This window comes from Cupriavidus sp. HY129 (genome assembly GCF_059492215.1).
Genome location: NZ_CP083254.1, coordinates 1,635,461 through 1,652,846 on the forward strand (window position 1 = coordinate 1,635,461; position 17,386 = coordinate 1,652,846).

General features: G+C 60.9%; 15 protein-coding genes. 6 read left to right on the top strand and 9 right to left on the bottom strand.

From position 1 onward, the window contains the following. Positions 1-130 precede the first annotated feature (130 nt). Positions 131-631 (top strand): hypothetical protein, encoded by a 501-nt coding sequence (locus K6G35_RS07460; protein ID WP_495676286.1) that lies wholly within the window; start codon positions 131-133, stop codon positions 629-631. Continuing rightward, positions 628-1,443, top strand: a complete 816-nt coding sequence (locus K6G35_RS07465) for a DUF2145 domain-containing protein (protein WP_495676287.1) — start codon at positions 628-630, stop codon at positions 1,441-1,443. The genes K6G35_RS07460 and K6G35_RS07465 overlap by 4 nt, the downstream gene beginning before the upstream one ends. Before the next feature lie 96 nt (positions 1,444-1,539). On the opposite strand, the gene K6G35_RS07470 is transcribed toward K6G35_RS07465, so the two are convergent. Next, positions 1,540-2,682: a 3-deoxy-7-phosphoheptulonate synthase gene (locus K6G35_RS07470; protein WP_495676288.1), complete on the bottom strand. Its 1,143-nt coding sequence runs from the start codon at positions 2,680-2,682 to the stop codon at positions 1,540-1,542. 290 nt (positions 2,683-2,972) lie between these two features. On the opposite strand from K6G35_RS07470, the gene K6G35_RS07475 reads away from it, so the two are divergent. Then, positions 2,973-4,208: an MFS transporter gene (locus K6G35_RS07475; protein ID WP_495676289.1), complete on the top strand. Its 1,236-nt coding sequence runs from the start codon at positions 2,973-2,975 to the stop codon at positions 4,206-4,208. Positions 4,209-4,294: 86 nt separating this feature from the next. On the opposite strand, the gene K6G35_RS07480 is transcribed toward K6G35_RS07475, so the two are convergent. The 5 genes from K6G35_RS07480 to K6G35_RS07500 all read right to left on the bottom strand — a co-directional run bounded on the left by K6G35_RS07480 (position 4,295) and on the right by K6G35_RS07500 (position 11,489). Then, positions 4,295-5,419 (bottom strand): ABC transporter permease, encoded by a 1,125-nt coding sequence (locus tag K6G35_RS07480; RefSeq protein WP_035882224.1) that lies wholly within the window; start codon positions 5,417-5,419, stop codon positions 4,295-4,297. A 77-nt stretch (positions 5,420-5,496) separates the two neighbouring features. Next, positions 5,497-8,256 carry a ribosome-associated ATPase/putative transporter RbbA gene (rbbA, locus tag K6G35_RS07485; RefSeq protein ID WP_008650801.1) on the bottom strand — a complete coding sequence of 920 codons (2,760 nt, stop codon included), beginning with the start codon at positions 8,254-8,256 and terminating at the stop codon, positions 5,497-5,499. A 10-nt stretch (positions 8,257-8,266) separates the two neighbouring features. Next, the gene (locus tag K6G35_RS07490; protein ID WP_008650804.1) at positions 8,267-9,334 is read right to left on the bottom strand and encodes an HlyD family secretion protein; all 1,068 of its coding nucleotides are present in this window, start codon (positions 9,332-9,334) and stop codon (positions 8,267-8,269) included. Between the two features lie 12 nt (positions 9,335-9,346). Next, positions 9,347-10,879 (bottom strand): efflux transporter outer membrane subunit, encoded by a 1,533-nt coding sequence (locus K6G35_RS07495; protein WP_052018162.1) that lies wholly within the window; start codon positions 10,877-10,879, stop codon positions 9,347-9,349. 229 nt (positions 10,880-11,108) lie between these two features. Further along, positions 11,109-11,489: a hypothetical protein gene (locus K6G35_RS07500; RefSeq protein ID WP_152415064.1), complete on the bottom strand. Its 381-nt coding sequence runs from the start codon at positions 11,487-11,489 to the stop codon at positions 11,109-11,111. Positions 11,490-11,813: 324 nt separating this feature from the next. Here K6G35_RS07500 and K6G35_RS07505 point away from each other — a divergent pair, with 324 nt between their 5' ends. The 3 genes from K6G35_RS07505 (at position 11,814) to flhC (ending at position 14,757) form a co-directional block, all read left to right on the top strand. Continuing rightward, positions 11,814-13,490, top strand: coding sequence for a diguanylate cyclase domain-containing protein (locus tag K6G35_RS07505; RefSeq protein ID WP_234706972.1), 1,677 nt, complete (start codon positions 11,814-11,816; stop codon positions 13,488-13,490). A gap of 301 nt (positions 13,491-13,791) precedes the next feature. Continuing rightward, entirely contained in the window at positions 13,792-14,109 is a 318-nt protein-coding gene (flhD, locus tag K6G35_RS07510; protein WP_008650808.1) for a flagellar transcriptional regulator FlhD, read from the top strand. A gap of 15 nt (positions 14,110-14,124) precedes the next feature. Continuing rightward, positions 14,125-14,757 carry a flagellar transcriptional regulator FlhC gene (gene flhC, locus K6G35_RS07515; RefSeq protein ID WP_008650810.1) on the top strand — a complete coding sequence of 211 codons (633 nt, stop codon included), beginning with the start codon at positions 14,125-14,127 and terminating at the stop codon, positions 14,755-14,757. 312 nt (positions 14,758-15,069) lie between these two features. Here the strand turns inward: flhC and K6G35_RS07520 are convergent, their stop codons facing one another. The 3 genes from K6G35_RS07520 to K6G35_RS07530 all read right to left on the bottom strand — a co-directional run bounded on the left by K6G35_RS07520 (position 15,070) and on the right by K6G35_RS07530 (position 17,307). Continuing rightward, a complete protein-coding gene (locus K6G35_RS07520; protein ID WP_035882182.1) occupies positions 15,070-15,804 on the bottom strand; it encodes a helix-turn-helix domain-containing protein in 735 nt (244 codons plus the stop codon). 175 nt (positions 15,805-15,979) lie between these two features. Further along, a complete protein-coding gene (locus K6G35_RS07525) occupies positions 15,980-16,459 on the bottom strand; it encodes a hypothetical protein (protein ID WP_495676290.1) in 480 nt (159 codons plus the stop codon). Further along, complete coding sequence (locus K6G35_RS07530; RefSeq protein ID WP_495676291.1) at positions 16,456-17,307, bottom strand: MCP four helix bundle domain-containing protein; 852 nt, start codon at positions 17,305-17,307, stop codon at positions 16,456-16,458. Before K6G35_RS07530 ends, K6G35_RS07525 begins: the two co-directional genes overlap by 4 nt. Between the last annotated feature and the right edge of the window lie 79 nt (positions 17,308-17,386).

Here is a 17,386-nt window from a genome sequence, read left to right on the forward strand (position 1 = left end):
CGAAGTCATCTCGACCCCCTACAGTCTGGCGAAGCACGGCAGCTACTACAGCGACCCTGTGCCGGGACTCCATCTGGAGGGCCCTTGATCGCAATTTCGCATCCTCGCTTCTTCTCCTCGTGTTTCCCTGATGACGCCACTCCGATCGTTTATTTGTCTTCTGGCCGCAGCCAGTCTTCCTGCAATCTCCCTGGCTCAATCGGTCAACCATCAATCACCCTCCGAGCAGATCTCCGTTGGCACGCTGTCGATCATTGCCAGCCCGGCTGCCAGTGTCGCCGCGAGTGCCGAAGGCAGCGATCCGGCAGCGGCACTGGTCTCGATCGCTGGGGTGGGGAGTGTCCTCGTTGTCACGGGCATCACCGAGGCAGGAAAGGACGCATTCGATGTGCTGCTGGAGGGCTCCAGGCAGGCTGGCAAGGCGTCTTTGAAGGTGACGCGTGGCGCGGTGGAGGCGGTTGGACTCTCCGTTGGCACCACGGTAAACGTGGTCGCGCAGTCGACTGGCACCGTGCTGGTCGCATCGGGGAAGGTCCTGGCCTTCCTGCCCAATGCGGCAGGTGAGGCGCTATTGCACCATTCGCGCGTGCCGGGCACGAGCCCCGTTGTTCAGCAAGGGGCGGCAAGATGAAAGCGAGACGTGTCGGAGCCTTTGCCGCCAACGCGATTGTCGCGCTGTGCCTGGCCGGTTCGCCGGAAGCTTTTGCCGGCCAGCCGTGCAATGACAGCCCGCTCACGCCGGCGGTACTGCAAACGGCAATGGCAACCGCTCAGCGGGTGACCGCTGAACTGGACCGTAGGGGCGTGCAGGTCGCGCTGCTGGGGCGGGTCGGGCAGGACCTCAGCAAGTACGGACTCAAATACAGCCATGTGGGCATCGTCTATCGAAGCACGCCCGGGTCACCGTGGCGAATCGCCCATCTGCTGAATACCTGTGGAACGAACCAGTCGGACCTTTGGTATGAAGGTGTCGGGAACTTCTATCTGGACGATCTGTTCCTGTTCGACACTCTGGTCATGGTGCCGCCCGAAGACACGGCGAAGGCGCTACTTTCGCGTCTGTCGGATGGACAGGCTCTCCGCACCGTCCATGACGAGCTTTACAGCCTCGTGGCATATCCGTTCTCGACGCGCTACCAGAATTCAAACGGCTGGGTCATCGAAACCGTTGCCGCTGCAAGCGCGCGCGATGCCACGATCCGTGACCGTGGGCAAGCACAAGCGTGGCTGGAGATGGCGGGCTACAAGCCGTCCGAAATGGAGATTGGCACGCTGACCCGACTCGGTGGACGGATGTTCAAGGCCAACGTGGCATTCGATGATCACCCTGATTCCCTGCGGTTTGCGGGCAGGATCCGTACCGTGACCGTGGAATCGATCGAGGCCTTCCTCAAGACCCAGCGAAAGGGTTGGGATATCTTCGAGATTCCGGGTCGGCGCTAGACATTAATCGCTGACAGAGATTTCCGCTCGAGGCTTGCCGATTGTCAGGTGGACATTGGCAAGCCCCGACCGGTCATCTCCCGTCTGGATGTCCGGTTAAGGCTTCCTGTTCACCCCGCGCCGCACATTCACCGCCTCGCTCAGCAGTTCCAGCACCGTCACGGAGTCCTCCCACCCGATGCAGGCGTCCGTGATGCTCTGACCATAAGTCAGACCCGACGGGTTGTGTTCTCCTGGGGTGAACTTCTGCGCCCCGGGTACCAGATGGCTCTCAACCATCAGGCCGAAGATCGACTGGCTCCCGCCGCTGATCTGCTGCGCCACGTCGCGCGCGACGTCGATCTGGCGTTGGTGCTGCTTGTTGCTGTTGGCATGGCTGCAATCCACCATCAACGAATTGCGCAGCCGCGCCGCTTCCAGTTCCTTGCAGGCTGCGGCGACAGCCTCCGCATCGTAGTTGGGCGCCTTGCCGCCGCGAAGAATGACGTGGCAGTCCGGATTGCCCTTGGTATGGACCGTCGCGACCTGGCCGTTCTTGTGCACACCAAGGAAGTGGTGCGGGCGCGATGCGGCCTGGATTGCATCGATCGCGATCTTGATGTTTCCATCGGTGCCATTCTTGAAGCCAATGGGCGCGGACACACCCGAAGCCAGTTCCCGGTGTACCTGGCTTTCGGTCGTGCGGGCGCCAATCGCGCCCCAGCAGATCAGATCGCCGATGTACTGGGGCGAAATGACGTCCAGGAACTCGCCGGCCGCCGGCAACCCGAGACGGTTGATATCCACCAGCAGGCTGCGCGCGATGCGCAGGCCTTCGTCGATGCGATAGCTCTCGTCCAGGTAGGGGTCGTTGATCAGGCCCTTCCAGCCGACCGTGGTGCGGGGCTTCTCGAAATACACACGCATCACGATTTCCAGCGAGTCCACGTAGCGCTCGCGCTCGGCCGCCAGACGCCGCGCGTAGTCGAGCGCGGCCTGCGGGTCGTGGATCGAGCAGGGGCCCATGATCACGAGCAGTCGGTCATCGCTGCCATGCAGAATGCGGGAGATGCGTTGGCGCGTCTGGGTGACCAGCGACTCAACGGGGGTGCCACGGATGGGGAAGAAACGGATCAAGTGCTCGGGTGGGGGCAGCGGGATGATGTCCTCCACGCGCGCATCGTCCGTCACACTGGTGCGGTCCGGCGGCGCCTGCCAGCCTTCGGCAACGGTGGGCGGGGACTTTTGTGGATCATTCATGGCTGACTCCTGGGGGAAACTGGGAAATATTGTGCGGCGGCTGACGCTAACCAGGCTTTGTAGCGGAACCCGGCAAACCTGTCATTGTGATACCGCAGGCTAGATCGGGAGAGATTTTAAATGAGCGGAAGGCATGAAAGGCGTGAAAGGAACGAGGCAGACATTTGACCCGTCCGGTTTCTGCAGGGCAGGCCAGCACTGGTGTTCGGGAGCATTTCCTTGACGGCGCAATTAATGGAGAATGGGCGAACCTGTCTTCACCAAGGCAGGACACAAAATAGAACCACGATATGTCCTCTCGATCCTCGCTGCGCCCCGTCTTGCCGATTCTCATCGGCGCGTCAGTCATGCTGTCCCTTGCCATGGGACTGCGTCAGAGTCTCGGAATCTTCGTGCCGCCGCTGACGCGGGACATCGGGATAACGGTGGGCGACTTCACCATCGCGGTAGCGGTGCAAAACCTCACCTGGGGCTTGCTGCAGCCATTCGCCGGCGCGCTGGCGGTCCGGACCGGTTTTCGTCCGCTGATGATGGGGGGATCGTTGCTGTATCTCATCGGACTGGTGTTGCTGGCCACGGCTAATGGCTTGTGGGCCGTGGTGATTGGTGCTGGTGTGCTGATTGGCATGGCCATGGCCACTACGGGCACAGCCTTGGCCATGGCCGCGGCGTCGAGCGCGGTCAGTCAGAACGTGCGAAGCATGATTCTGGGCCTGGTGTCTGCTTCGGGATCGATCGGTGCGATGATCGCGGCGCCCCTGGGCCAGGGCATCACCGGCGAATGGGGCTGGCGCATGGGCGTGGCAGCCTTTGCAGTGCTGGCGGTCGTGATGTTGCCCGCCGCATGGTTTGCGGGCCGCGCGGACAAGGTGCGGGAAGCGCCGGCGGCGCGGGCGCAGCCGGAACAGAGCGGCCGCCAGGCCCTGATGACCGCGCTGCGACACCCTCCGTTCGTCGTCATGGCGCTCGCCTATACGGTATGCGGCATGCAACTGGTCTTCCTGACCACGCACCTTCCCGCATATCTGGAAGTCTGCGGCATGGATCCGATGTTGTCCGCCAAGGCGCTCGGCCTGATCGGCGGATTCAATATTCTGGGAAGCCTGTTCTTTGGATGGGCCGGCGGCAGGGTCAACAAGCTGCTATTGCTGGGTGGCATCTACATCTGCCGATCCATCGGCTTCATCTGGTTCTTCCACGCACTGCCGACACCAGAAACCACGATGATGTTCTCCGCGATCATGGGCTTTCTGTGGCTCGGGGTGTCGCCGCTGGTGCAGGGGTGGATTGCCCAGACGTTTGGTCTGCGCTGGCAGGCAATGATCGCCGGCGTGGCGTTCTTCAGCCATCAGATCGGGAGTTTCATTGGCGCCTTCGGTGGTGGCTGGCTCTACGACCAGATGCAGAGTTACTCGCTGGCGTGGAAGGTCGGTGCGTCGCTTGGCTTGACCCTCGGGCTGATCCAGGTTGCGTTCGCTTTTGCTTCCACACCGAGGGCGCCACGGCTGGTGCCCGCGGCGGAGTAGGGGCTATCGGCGTTACCCGTCCCTCGGCGGGGTCGAGCCCGAGGTCGGTGGCAGATGGAAAGCCGTCCATCGGACGGCTCGCGCCGTTACGCCATCTGGCTGATCGTCTTGCGGAAGCGCCGCAACGAGATCACGAAGAACGCCGCCCCGATGACGAACAGCGCCACGAACTGCACCCACACGACCTCGAGGCCCGCGCCACGGAACAGGATCGCCTGGCTGAGTTCCACGAAGTGGGTGGTGGGCGCCGCCAGCATGATGTACTGGACAACCTCCGGCATGCTTTCGCGTGGCGTATTTCCGCCGGACAACATCTGCAGCGGCATCAGCACGAGCACGAGCAGCATGCCGAACTGCGGCATCGAGCGTGCCAGCGTGGCCATGAAGATGCCCATCGAGGTGGTGGCGAACAGGAGCAGCGCGGCGCCACACAGGAAGAGCGTCTCCGACCCGGCGATCGGCACATGCAGGGCGCCACGCACGATCAACATCAGTGACATGGCGGCGGCGACCAGCACCACCAGCCCCATAGACCAGACCTTGCTGAGCATGATTTCCGACGGCGTGACGGGCATGACCAGCAGGTGTTCGATCGTGCCGTGCTCACGCTCGCGGATCAGCGCGGCGCCGGTCAGGATGATCGACAACATGGTGATGTTGTTGATGATCTGGTTCAGCGCGCCGAACCATGCCAGTGTCAGCGTTGGGTTGAACCGCACACGCAGCGCCAGTTCCACGGGAAGCCGGGTGGTGGAGCGGTACCGGTCCACGAACGTCTGGATTTCGCCCGAGACGATCTGCTGGATGTAACCGCTGCCAGTAAATGCCTGGCTCATGCGCGTGGCGTCGACGTTGAGCTGAATCTCGGCGAAGCGTCCGCCCAGGACATCCCGCTGGAAATTCGGCGGGATATTGAGCGCGAACGTGTAGTTGCCCGCATCCATACCTGCGTTGACCTCCGACGACGTGATCATCTGCGGCATGGTGAACTGCGGCGGGAAGAAGGCGGAAGCGATCTGTTGCGACAGCGGCGAATGGTCCTCGTCAACGATGGCGATCGGCGCCATGTGCAGTGTATCTGGCTGGGCCGTGGCGGCTGTGTACACCGAGGCCGTGAACGTGTAGATGATCAGCACCAGCATGATCGGGTCACGCGCCAGGCTCCAGAGCTCCTTGACGCCGAGCCGGTAGATATTCGCCAGATGGCGCAGCGTGCCGCGTCGCGCATCGGTGCGAGCGGGTGGGGTCGCTGGGGCTGCTGGGGTGGAGGCGTTGGGCGCGGCGTCCATCATTTGTCCTGCTTGGCTAGCAGTGCCACCGTCAACCCGAGAATGACGGGGATGGCGATCAGCATCGGCCAGTACGAAGCGTAAAGATCGGAGAAGCCAAGCGCCTTGTTGAACACGCCACGGCTGATGATGAGCATGTGCGTGGCGGGATAGATGCCACCGATCACCTTGCCCGCACCCTCCATCGACGATACCGGCGTCAGGAGACCCGAGAACTGTATGGTCGGGATCATCGTGCCGATCATCGTGAAGAAGAGGGCGGCGATCTGGCTTCGGGTGAACGTGGACGCGAACAGGCCAACGCCCGTGGACACGACGTTGAAGATCAGGGCCGCCAGCACCAGCGCCAGGAAGTTGCCTTTCACTGGTACCCCAAACAGGGTGACCGCCAGGAACGACATCAGGAAGAAGTTCAGCATCCCAAGAGCGACATATGGCATCTGCTTGCCCAGCAGGAACTCGGTTCGCGTGACGGGGGTGACGTACAGATTCAGGATGGAGCCGAGTTCCTTCTCGCGCACGACCGACAGGGCGGTCAGCATCGCCGGCATCATCATCAGTAGCAGCGGAATCACAGCCGGCACCATCGCGGGCAGGCTCTTGACGTCTGGGTTATAGCGGAAACGGGTTTCGATCGAGACATTCGATGTGGCCCGCACACCGTAACGCCGTAGCGCCTGATCCGCCAGCCAGGCTTGGTGCATACCCTGGACATAGCCCTGAACGGTTTCGGCCCGCGTCGGCATGGCGCCGTCGATCCAGGCGCCGATCTGGACTTGCTTGCCACGCGCCACATCGCGCGCGAAGCCGGGCGGGATTTCGATAGCCAGGGCCAGCTTGCCGCTGCGCAGGCGCGCGTCCATGTCGGCATAGCTCTCAAGTGGCGGCTTCTGGACGAAGTAGCGCGAGCCGGCGATATTGAGCGCGTAGTTCTCGCTCAATGTGGTCTGGTCGCGGTCGAGGACCGCATAGGTCAAATCCTCAACGTCCATGCTGATGCCGAAGCCCATTACAAGCATCAGGATCACGGAGCCCAGCATGGCCAGGGTCAGGCGCACCGGGTCGCGTTGAAGCTCCAGCGACTCGCGCCACAGGTAGCTGTACATGCGACCGAGCGAGAATGGCTGATGCTTGCTCCTTGCTTCTGTCTCCGCCTGGGCCTCTACCGGGGACGCAGGGGCCTCCGTGTCTTCCGCGGCCGCCTGCGTGCCGCCACCGGCTGCCACGAGGTAGTCGATAAAGGCGGCTTCCAGCGTACCCGCGCCGCAATCGCTGACGATCTTCTCCGGCGGGTCGCTGACCAGCACCTTGCCCGCGTGCATCAGCGAGATGCGGTCGCAGCGGGCCGCCTCGTTCATGAAGTGCGTGGAGATGAAGATCGTAACGTGATCCTCGCGGGACAGCGCAACCAACAGCCGCCAGAAGTTGTCACGCGCCACGGGATCGACGCCGGAGGTCGGCTCGTCGAGGATCAGCAACTCGGGCTTATGCACCATTGCCACGGCCAGCGAAAGCCGCTGGCGCATACCGAGCGGCAAGCCGTCCGGCAGGCTCTCCATCACGTCCTGCAGCCCGAAGCGCTGGGCCATTTCCTCTACGCGGACTTCGATGTCCTCCCTCGGCACGTGAAAGAGCTGGGCATGAAGCACCAGGTTCTGGCGCACCGTCAGTTCGGTGTAAAGCGAGAACGCCTGCGACATGTAGCCCACGCGGCGGCGGGTGTCGATATCGCGCGGATCCACCTCTTGGCCGAACAGCCACGCGCGTCCGTCGCTGGCGGGCAGCAGACCGGTCAGCATCTTCATCGTCGTGGACTTGCCGCAGCCATTGGAGCCGAGGAATCCGAAGATCTCGCCCCGCCGGATCTTGAACTGCACGTGGTCCACGGCGACGAAATCGCCGAAGCGCATGGTCAGGTCTTTCGCTTCGATGGCGATCGGGGTGTTTTCGTCCACGGCCAACGGCGCGATCACCACGGGCTCGTAGCCACGCTTCTTCTCCTCGGGCAGCAGCCCGATAAACGCGCCTTCGAGATCGGCGGCGCCGGTGCGGGCCAGCAGTTCTGCCGGCGTCCCGGTATCGAGGATCTTGCCGCTGTCCATTGCCACCAGCCAGTCGAAGCGCTGGGCTTCATCCATGTAGGCGGTGGCGACGATCACGCTCATGCCCGGACGATCCTGGCGAATGCGGGCGATCAGATCCCAGAACTGTGCGCGTGCGAGGGGATCCACGCCGGTGGTCGGCTCGTCCAGAATCAGCAGGTCGGGGTCGTGGATCAGCGCGCAGCAAAGGCCAAGTTTCTGCTTCATGCCGCCGGAGAGTTTGCCGGCCGGGCGATCCAGGAACGGCTGCAGACCGGTGCTGCGCGTGAGGTCGTCGATGCGATGACGCCGCTCGGCCGCACCGTGGCCGAACAGTCTGGCAAAGAACTGCAGGTTTTCCTCGACCGACAATGTCGGGTAGAGGTTCTTGCCCAGCCCCTGCGGCATATAGGCGATGCGCGGGCAGACGGCGTCGCGATGGTCCTTGCGCGACATGTCACCGCCGAGCGCGGTGACCGTGCCTTCCTGCACGGCCCGCGCACCGGCCACCAGCGACAGGAGGCTCGACTTGCCAACACCATCGGGACCGATCACGCCGATCATGCGGCCCGCGGGAAACTCCAGCGAAATGTCGTCGAGAGCAACCGTCTTGCCATAGCGCAGCGTGACGTGCGCGACTTCGGCAACGTGCTCGTGCGTACCCGTCGAGACGTTCATTACGCGGTCTTCAAGGTAGTTTGGTGGTCAGCGACGCGGGCCACTCTGCCTTGGCATCGAGCTTGACCCATGCCACGCCCGGCAGCCCCGTCTTGACCACCTTCAGATGCTTGCGCAGCAGATCCGGGTCGATCTTGGCGCGAACCCGGAACATCAGCTTCTGACGCTCGCTTTCCGTTTCGACGGTCTTTGGCGTGAACTGCGCAGTGCTCGAGACAAAGGAGATCTTGGCCGGAATCACATACTCCGGCGCGGCGTCCAGAATGATTCGGGCGTCCTGGCCGATGGCAAGCCGACCGGCCTGTGCTTCGGGCAGGAAGAAGGTCATGTACACATCCGACAGGTCAACGAGGTTCAGTACCTTGCCGCCAGCGCCGAGCACCTCGCCCGGCTGCGCCACGCGGTACTGGATCCGGCCGTCGCGCGGTGCCTTCAGTTCGCTGTCGTCGATATCGGCTCGGATGCGGGCGATAGTGGCCTGCGTGGCGGCGACCGTCGACTGCGCGCCAACTACCTGTGCCTGGGCAGCCTCGATGGCAGACTGGGCAGCGGCCACCTGGGCGCGAGCTGCGGTAACGGCCGCCTGGGCGCTGCGCGCGCGCGCCCGGTCATCGTCCAGTTCCTGGATCGACGAGGCGCCTTCCTTGGACAAGGTTTCGGAGCGTGCGCGCCGGCGGAGCGCCGCGTCGAGCTCGGCCTCGCGCTGGCCGACCAACGCTTCCGACGTGGCCTTGTCGCTCTTGCGCGCCGCGGCCTGCGCCACAGCCGCCGCGGCTGCGTTGATGGCCTGTTGATGCTGGGCCACGGCTTCATCGTGCTGGGCCTCGAGCGTGGTGATCTGCATCTGGGCCAGTGGCTGGCCGGCCGTCACGAAATCGCCTTCAAAGACGAGGATGTCGCTGACGCGGCCAGCGAGCTTGGTCGCCACATCGACCTCGGTGGCCTCGATGCGGCCGTTACCGCGCGCGAAACCTTCGCCGGGGCCGTTGTCACGCAGGCGATCCCACGCGTACCAGCCGCCGGCGACGACAGCGAGCACGACCAGGGCGGGAACGAGCTTGTTGGTAGGAAGCTTCATGGGCCGACTTGGTTAACGAGCAGTAGAAGGTGTGGAGGGCTTGGCGTCAGGCGCTGCACTGGCGGGCGCAACTTCCGGAGCGGCCACCTCCGACGGCGAGGCGACGGCTGTGCCACCGCCCAGTGCGGCATACAGGCTGACGCGGCTGGCAAGCAGGGCGCGGCGCGATTGGACGGCCTGTTGCTCGATGACAAGCAGATCACGCTCGGCATCGAGGACTTCGAGGAAGGTTGCGGCACCATTGTCGTAGCGCAGCTTCGCCAGTCGTCGGCGTTCGGCCTGGGCCGCCTGTGTGAGTTGCAGAATATCGACCTGTTCGGCCAGCCAGCGCTGCGCGCTCAGGGCATCGGCCACATCGCGGAAAGCATTCTGGATGGTCTTTTCGTATTGGGCTACCGCCTCCACGCGCCGCGCTTTCGCGAGGTCGAGGTTGCTACGCAACTGTCCGCCCTGGAAGATCGGAATGGAAATACTTGGTGCGAAGGACCATACGCCACTGCCTCCACGGAACAGACCATCCAGGTCCGCGCTGGCCGTGCCGGCGAAACCGGTCAGCGTCACTCGCGGGAAGAATGCCGCCCGTGCAGCGCCGATGTTTGCGTTCTCGGCCATCAACTGGTGCTCGGCCGAAACGATGTCGGGCCGGTTCTCCAGTTGCTCGGATGGCAGGCCAGCGTCGATCTGACGCATCAACTCGGCGTCGTTGACCAGGCCGATGGCCGGCTTGACATCGGCCGGCGCGCCGACCAGAACCTCCAGCGCGTGAGACTGTGTAGCGCGGTCCTGCTCGAGTTGGGTGACCAGTGCCCGGGCCTGCTGATAAAGGGTAATGACTTCGGTCAGTTCCAGCTTGGATGCGGAACCGACTTGTTCCCGGCGCGTGAAGATACGCAGCGATTCGGCCCGGGTGTCCGTTGTCTGCTTTGCCAGAGCGATCCGTTCGTCGAGCTCGCGAATGGCCAGATACGTCTGCGCCACCTGTGTGATGATCGACAGTGTGACAGCCCGTTGCGCAGCATCGGACGCCAGATAGTTCTGCAAGGCGGCGTCCTTGAGACTGCGAATACGCCCCCAGAAATCGATCTCCCACGTGCTGAGTCCAACGCCAACTTGATATTGACTGCTTATTAGAGGTCGACCAGTCAGATTCAGATCACCGGGTACCCGAGCCCGGGTTCCATCGGCGGATGCGCCGATCCACGGGTATTGCTCCGCCCGCTGAATGCCGTAGGCAGCAAACGATTGCGCGACACGCGCTGCGCCAATGCGCAAGTCCCGGTTGTTGTCGAGCGCTTGTCCGATCAGTGCCTGAAGCTCGGGGTCCGCGTAGAACTCGCGCCAGCCTATCGTGGCGGCTGGCGTGACGGCCGGCGCCGTGGCATCTGGCGACCATGCGGTCCGCACTGGTGCAGCAGGGCGTTCGTAGGTCGGATCCATCGAGATGCAGCCGCCAAGCAGCATCGGGACGACTATCAGTGCCGCGGCTGGCCCGCGACGTGAGATATGACGCTTGATGAGTAACTCTCTGGCAAAGGCAAGTGACATGCGTGGTAGCCATTCCATGCAGGCATCACCGCGCATGGCGCGCCGTGAAAAAATCCGGGGGCACGGGGCACGTGGAGTGCCCCGTCAGGGTTTCCCCCCAGAATATCGCAGCTCTGCGTGGGGACTTTGATTCACGACATGAATCTTTTATTTGGCGAATTAAATAAATTCCTCACTATGGTTGCGCCGGATTCCGAATTCAGGCATATGGCAGTCGGCTTTCAATCCCTCACAGGCACTCGAGGTAGTGGTTCATCTCGTCCAGAAGTGCGTGGTAGAAGGCGTCCGGCAGGGGCCGTTCGTCGGCGTGCGCGAGGATTCGCTCCGTACCGGCTCGCAGTTCGTTGGTGATTCCGGCCCGCAGCGCGGTCGGCAGATGGCTGCACAAGGCTCTGAGCAACTCTCGAATAACCAGCAGCCTGGCTCCGAAATGTAGCGACGCATCGCCCAGTACGCCGATATCGCTCATCATGGCACCGAGCGGATCAGCGGGCGTGCCGCCTGATCCTGGGTTCTCGGAGGTGGTGCAGGGAGGTGTCAGTTCGGATCTTGCCTGAGTTGCTACGCCGAATGCGGCGGACTGTGGATTTCGACTCATATTGATCTTCATGGATTAGGTTCGCCTGCATGGAGGCGAAAGTGCGGATAGGCCTCTCTCTCGCGATAGCAGCCTACGCTGCCGTCGCGCCACGCACGGCCACACTCGAGGTGTCTGGTGTCTAACCGATGGGCTGCCGTGCTTCGGTTGCTAATAACGGCCTGCGGATCCAGATATGGGTCTGCGATATTGACCGTGGGCAATTCGCGGCAAGTTGTTGCTAGCCGGAGACGTCGAAGGCAGCGTGTCGCCGACGTCGTCCATGTTGCGCGAGCTCCTGCAATACATATTCCGGCTTCGCCTTGATGCGAATCAACATGGAAGATTGGGGAGGCAGTGAAGTCCCAGTATCCTGCCGACACTTCAACGTTCTTGTTGCAATTCGTCGCTGGCTTTGTGGAAACACCCAAGGCCTGCTGGCCACATTCGTCATTGGGAATGGAATCATATGCCCAACCGCTAAGGCGTCGAGGTATCAAAGCCATAGCTGCCGGGGTCGTCGCCCTGACAGCACTGATCGGCGGAAGCGCGTTCGTCATGCTGAGGTTTGACGGATACGTGAAGGCAATCTACGAGCACAACACCGCGCCGATCAAAGAGCTAGCAGAAATCAGGACACGTGCGACCGACATCCGCCGCTTGCTCTGGCGGCTTGTTGCCTTGCGCGGCCGCGAAGAGGAACGCCAGGCCATCGCGGCCATACATGTGAATCTGAGGGCCATCGACAACGCTTGGGCCCGGTATTGCGCGGATGCGCCAGACAATCAGCACGAGGACGTGCTCGCCACCGAGATCGGGCATCGGCTGACCTTGTTCAGCGGAATCGTCCGGTCTTCGCTGGAGCGGATTTCCTTCGGCGAACACGATGACACGCGCGACTGGCTGGAGCAGAACGTCGAGGCGCTGAATCAGCTGGATACGCTGATCGCGAGCGAGGTCGATCTGAACGTCGCCATGGCGGCCGCGCTTCGGCAGGAAAGTGCCACCATGCTGAGCGTGGTCATCACCACCGCCTTCGCATTTGTGCTGCTGGCGACTGGCGCGACGATTTCGATCGCTATCTTCACGCACCTGGTTCGCCAGCGTGACGACGCCATGGAGGAGTCGCGCTATCACCTCTGGCTGGCGGACCAGGCCATCGAGATGACCCTGGATGGGGTCATGATTACGAATGCGGAAGGGACGATAGAAAAGGTGAACCCCGCATTTTGCCGCCTCACGGGATACAGCCAGGCCGAACTGGTCGGCAACAACCCTCGCATGTTCAATTCCGGACGACAGACGAAGGAGTTTTATCGCGGACTCTGGAAAGCGCTGAGAGAGGCGGGCCAGTGGAAAGGCGAGCTGTGGAATCGGCGCAAGGATGGTGGCGTGTACCTGGAGTCGTTGTCGATTGCGGGCATTTGCGGGGCAAACCACGAGTACACGCATTTTGCTGCTATCTGCACTGACATTACGCATCGGCAACAGACTGTAGAGCGGCTTGGCTATCTTGCCACCCACGACATGCTGACAGGCCTGCCAAACCGGCTTCTGCTCGACGAGCGCCTCAGCCAGGCGCTTGCCCGTGCCAGGCGCATGCCACAGCCGGTTGCACTCATGTTCCTCGATCTGGACGGATTCAAGGCCGTCAACGATACGCTGGGGCATGGCGTCGGCGATGAGTTGCTCATCCTGATTGGGCGGGATCTCCAGAACGCGGTGCGCGATTCCGACACGGTTGCACGGATTGGTGGCGATGAGTTTGCCATCGTTTTGGAAGGCATCGGAGACCAGGACCATCTCCCAACGCTGGCGCGGAGCCTTCTCCGGATGATCCGGTCCGCGCGGCAGATCGGCGAACACCAGGTTTTCGTGACGTCCAGCATTGGCATCAGCGTGTACCCGACGGATGCATTGACACCCGCAGAACTGCTGAGAAAGGCGGATGTCGCTATGTACCAGGCCAAGCGCAATGGAAAAGATGCGTTCTGTTTTGCCTCGTCAATCGGAAGTCCGGAGGCCACGCTGTAACAGGAACGCTGGCTCCATTGCCGTGCGGTAATACCCACCGACAAGGAGGAGCACGTGAGGCGGCCATTATTTACGGAAGTCTGATCGTCAATTTAACTCCACAAGGACATGTATCTTGATTTTCATCAAAATTTACATCTATTTATATCGAAAAATATCCCGATAAATACAATGACGATGTCCTGTGATGAAGGTATTTATCGCATTTTGACTATTCACAAATTTCGCCGTCAATATTCCGAAGCGGAGTCTTTTGGTGGGCTAGTATTGGCACATCAACAACGTAGTAATAAATTTAAAAATGGAAGTCGACGACAGGGTCATCAGCATTTCAGATTTCAATCTTTCTTATCTCTTGCTCGCGCAGCGCATGATTCTTGAGCATGACGCAGAAGCCATGTTCCGGCTAGGTGTCAGTCAGGAAGTGGCCGAGATCATTGGAGGGTTGAGCCCCACGCAGTTGGTCAAGCTGGCGCGAACCAACATACTTCTTTGCGCCTTCAGATTCGATAACCATTCACTGCTATCAACGCTGGCAAATGGGTCGCCGCAACACGATCTCCAGCAAATGCACATGGCTATTCTGCTCTCGGCGCACCCCGTGGACTCGATCAACTGACGATGCAGGCAGAACATGACGACTCGGAAGAGTGTCCTTAGAGAAGTAGAGGAGTTCCGGTTGGCGGTGGAACTGGTTGAACTCGGCGCGCGGTTGCAGGTTTTGGAGTCCGAAGTCGCGATATCGCGTGACCGTCTTACCCGGCTCTACAAGGAGTTGCGAGGTGTCTCGCCGCCGAAAGGGCAATTGCCGTCCTCGCCAGAGTGGTTCCTTACATGGCGACCGAATGTGCATGCATCGCTGTTCCTGTCCGCCTACAGGTTTCTGATGGCTCGGGGTAAGCAATCGCGCATCCGCTGCATTGTGTCTGCCTATCGCCTGTACGCGGAGCACATCTCGCTGATAGGCGAGGAATTCACCCTGAGCTTTACGCGAGCCTGGACCATGCTCAGGTTCCTGGACTCTGGCACGTTGGTCAGTTCCACCTGCAAATGCTGTGGTGGTTCGTTCGTCAGGCACAAGTATGACCTGCAGACCAACTTCGTCTGTGGATTATGCGCGCCGCCCCCACGCGCAGCCAAGGGGAAGAAGCTGGCTATGCCCATCGTCGTGCCAGAAGGCTTGCAGCAAACGATATCCATCGAACCCGCGGCGATGAATCGCTCGGAGGACGCATCCTTCCGTCGGATGGGCAATCTGAAGCCCTGAGTTCTGCTTCCCCCCGGCAGTATCGGTATTGGCAGCTTTCTCTATCAACGAGGGGGCTGCGATTCTTCATATTCAGATCCAAGTAATCCGCCTGCACGCAATCTTCCTCAATGGGAAAAAATGCCATCCAGAGGAGGGCATAAACGCGGATATAGCCAAGTCCAATGGGGAGTAAACTTGACTACATTTTCAATTATATGATTATTTTCAATAAAAAAATTGAAATGAACGCTAAAATATTGCATAGACGCAAATTTATGCGCGTGTGAAATGCCAAAATTAATCGCGCTGAAATTAATACCTGACACCACTTCAGTCAGCAAGACAACCATTCTGGAACGATGCCAGAGCGCCTGACGAGCCTTCATATATCAGGCGTAGCCCGTTGAGATCGTTGAGCTTCACGCTGCGGTGTCGGACGGTGATCAGTCCCGTCTCCGAAAGCCTGGAGAACAGGCGGCTGATCGTCTCTAGCTTCAGGCCCAGATAGCTGCCGATTTCCTCCCGGGTCATCCGCAGTTGGAACTCGCTTGCCGCAAATCCCCTGGCGGACAGCCGCGCGGAAAGACTGAGAAGGAACGCGATCAGCCTTTCCTCGGCATTGAGCACCCCAAGCGTTCTCAACATGCCATGGTCGTGACGGACTTCGTTTGCCATGAGCCGCAGGATGTTGTTGTACAGCCCGGGCAGCGCGACAGCAAGATCGCGCAACGCTGTCAGATTGATGCGGCAGAGCCGGGCGTCCTCGAGGGCCACCGCGTGAGACATATATTGCGGGGACACCAGGCTGTCGAGGCCGACCAGTTCGCCGGGAAGATGAAACCCAACGATCTGTACGCGTCCATCCTGGGTGGAAACCTGGCTCTTCAATGTGCCGACACGGATTGCATAGATGGCTTTCACGGGATCACCCAGCCGATAAAGCGATTCGCCCTTATGCAGGCTGATTCGGCCATGTACGACGGAGTCCAGGCGATCGATGTCGCGGCGATTCAATCCACCCGGGAGGCAAAAGCTGGCGAAGGTACATGCAGAGCAGCGAGGCATTTTCAAGTGAGGCGATGCGAGAGGGGCGCAGTTTCCGTAACTTGCTGACCGTTGGCAGCGATGGCTACCCGGAAGGCGAGAGGCGGTGGCGGACACCTGGGTGGTGGCGTGTGCTTGACGCCACCCCCGGCTTTATTGCTTTGGACCCGCAGAGGGAACTCCCTCGTGCGTGAGCTCAGAAGGTTTGCCAGTCGCCGTGACCTGACTTGCCTTCCAGAGCGGCCAGCGCAAACTGGCTGGATGGGTTCATCACATTGGTTTTCGCAACCCTCTTGACGACGGGCGCAGCGGCTTTTGGCACGGAGGCGCGAGGCACGGTGATGGCGCTGGTATCGTTCGCGAGACGGAAGAACATCATGTCCTCCTTCATTCGCCGCGCCTGTTCCTGAAGAGACTGGGAGGCGGCCGCAGCGTCTTCTGCCAACGCGGCGTTCTGCTGCGTGGCTGCGTCAATCTGGCTGTTGGCGACGTGTATTTGTTCAACCCCACGGATTCGCTCATCGGATGTGACGACGATCTCTCCAATAATGTCCGACATCTTGTTGATCACGCGGATGACTTCCTGCATGGATGCGCCGACCTCGCCAGCCTGGCGCGCTCCTTCCTCCACGGTGGCAGAGAGCTTTTCATCCATCAACTTCAGGGCGTCAATCACGCGGCGAATCTCGTCCTGGGTATCGACGACGACGGCTGGCCAAGCTTTCCTTTGGAAACATCGGTGGCAATATGCAATGCCTTGTCGAGCGGCTTTGTCACCCCACGCGTCAGCAAGGTAGCGATTACCAGCGACAACAGGATGCCGGCGGCGATCAGCAAAGCGGCCATCAACAGGATCGTCTTTGTCATGCCCGAGCTTTCTTTCACGGCCGCTTCCGCCTGCGCGGCGTTGTCGGATATGGCCTTGTCGATCAACTCGTTCAGCCGGTCAGCTTGCGCGGCGACGTTGGCGTCCTGGTATTCCTTGGCCGCAGCATAGTTTTCCGCGCGAAGCAGGGTCAGCACCTTGTCGTTCTCCGGGAGCAGTTCCTGCAGAGAAGCATTGATCTGCGTGGCAAGCTCCCGTTCGCGGGGGGAGGTGATGCCGTTCGGGTAGTAGCGCGCCCAGGCATCCTCGATGGCGGCGCGCGACGCGGCAATGTCCTTCTCGGCCTGTGCAGTGGCTTGCGGTGAAGCTTCGACCTGCGCACGCCAGAGATTCATACGTATACGCAAGGAATGCGCCCTGACCGAAGCCACGCGAATAAGTGGTGTGGTATTGGACGCGTAGAGTGCCTCGATGCGCTCACCAAGCGTGGACAGTCCATAATAGCCAAATGCGCCAACGCCGGTCAGCAGTAATGCAAACAATGCGAACCCCGCTATAAGCCTGGATTTGATGCTGATAAGCATATTCTTCATTTTCTGAAAAACGAACATTCTTTCGCTTGCATTTGTATGGAAATATAACCACACGCCATGATGCGAAATAGGACCAGAAACGCCAACGGGGTCCAGGATGGCCACTTCATTAAAGCCTTACGGATTGCGGCCAACCCTCTTGAGACACTGATACTTGTTCAGATCAAAATGCATTTGAATTTAT

Coding starts and splice junctions, on each gene's coding strand:
- K6G35_RS07460 (WP_495676286.1), top strand. CDS start 131: ATGACGCCACTCCGATCGTTTATTTGTCTTCTGGCCGCAGCCAGTCTT.
- K6G35_RS07465 (WP_495676287.1), top strand. CDS start 628: ATGAAAGCGAGACGTGTCGGAGCCTTTGCCGCCAACGCGATTGTCGCG.
- K6G35_RS07470 (WP_495676288.1), bottom strand. CDS start 2,682: ATGAATGATCCACAAAAGTCCCCGCCCACCGTTGCCGAAGGCTGGCAG.
- K6G35_RS07475 (WP_495676289.1), top strand. CDS start 2,973: ATGTCCTCTCGATCCTCGCTGCGCCCCGTCTTGCCGATTCTCATCGGC.
- rbbA (WP_008650801.1), bottom strand. CDS start 8,256: ATGAACGTCTCGACGGGTACGCACGAGCACGTTGCCGAAGTCGCGCAC.
- K6G35_RS07490 (WP_008650804.1), bottom strand. CDS start 9,334: ATGAAGCTTCCTACCAACAAGCTCGTTCCCGCCCTGGTCGTGCTCGCT.
- K6G35_RS07495 (WP_052018162.1), bottom strand. CDS start 10,879: ATGTCACTTGCCTTTGCCAGAGAGTTACTCATCAAGCGTCATATCTCA.
- K6G35_RS07500 (WP_152415064.1), bottom strand. CDS start 11,489: ATGAAGATCAATATGAGTCGAAATCCACAGTCCGCCGCATTCGGCGTA.
- flhD (WP_008650808.1), top strand. CDS start 13,792: ATGGAAGTCGACGACAGGGTCATCAGCATTTCAGATTTCAATCTTTCT.
- flhC (WP_008650810.1), top strand. CDS start 14,125: ATGACGACTCGGAAGAGTGTCCTTAGAGAAGTAGAGGAGTTCCGGTTG.
- K6G35_RS07520 (WP_035882182.1), bottom strand. CDS start 15,804: ATGCCTCGCTGCTCTGCATGTACCTTCGCCAGCTTTTGCCTCCCGGGT.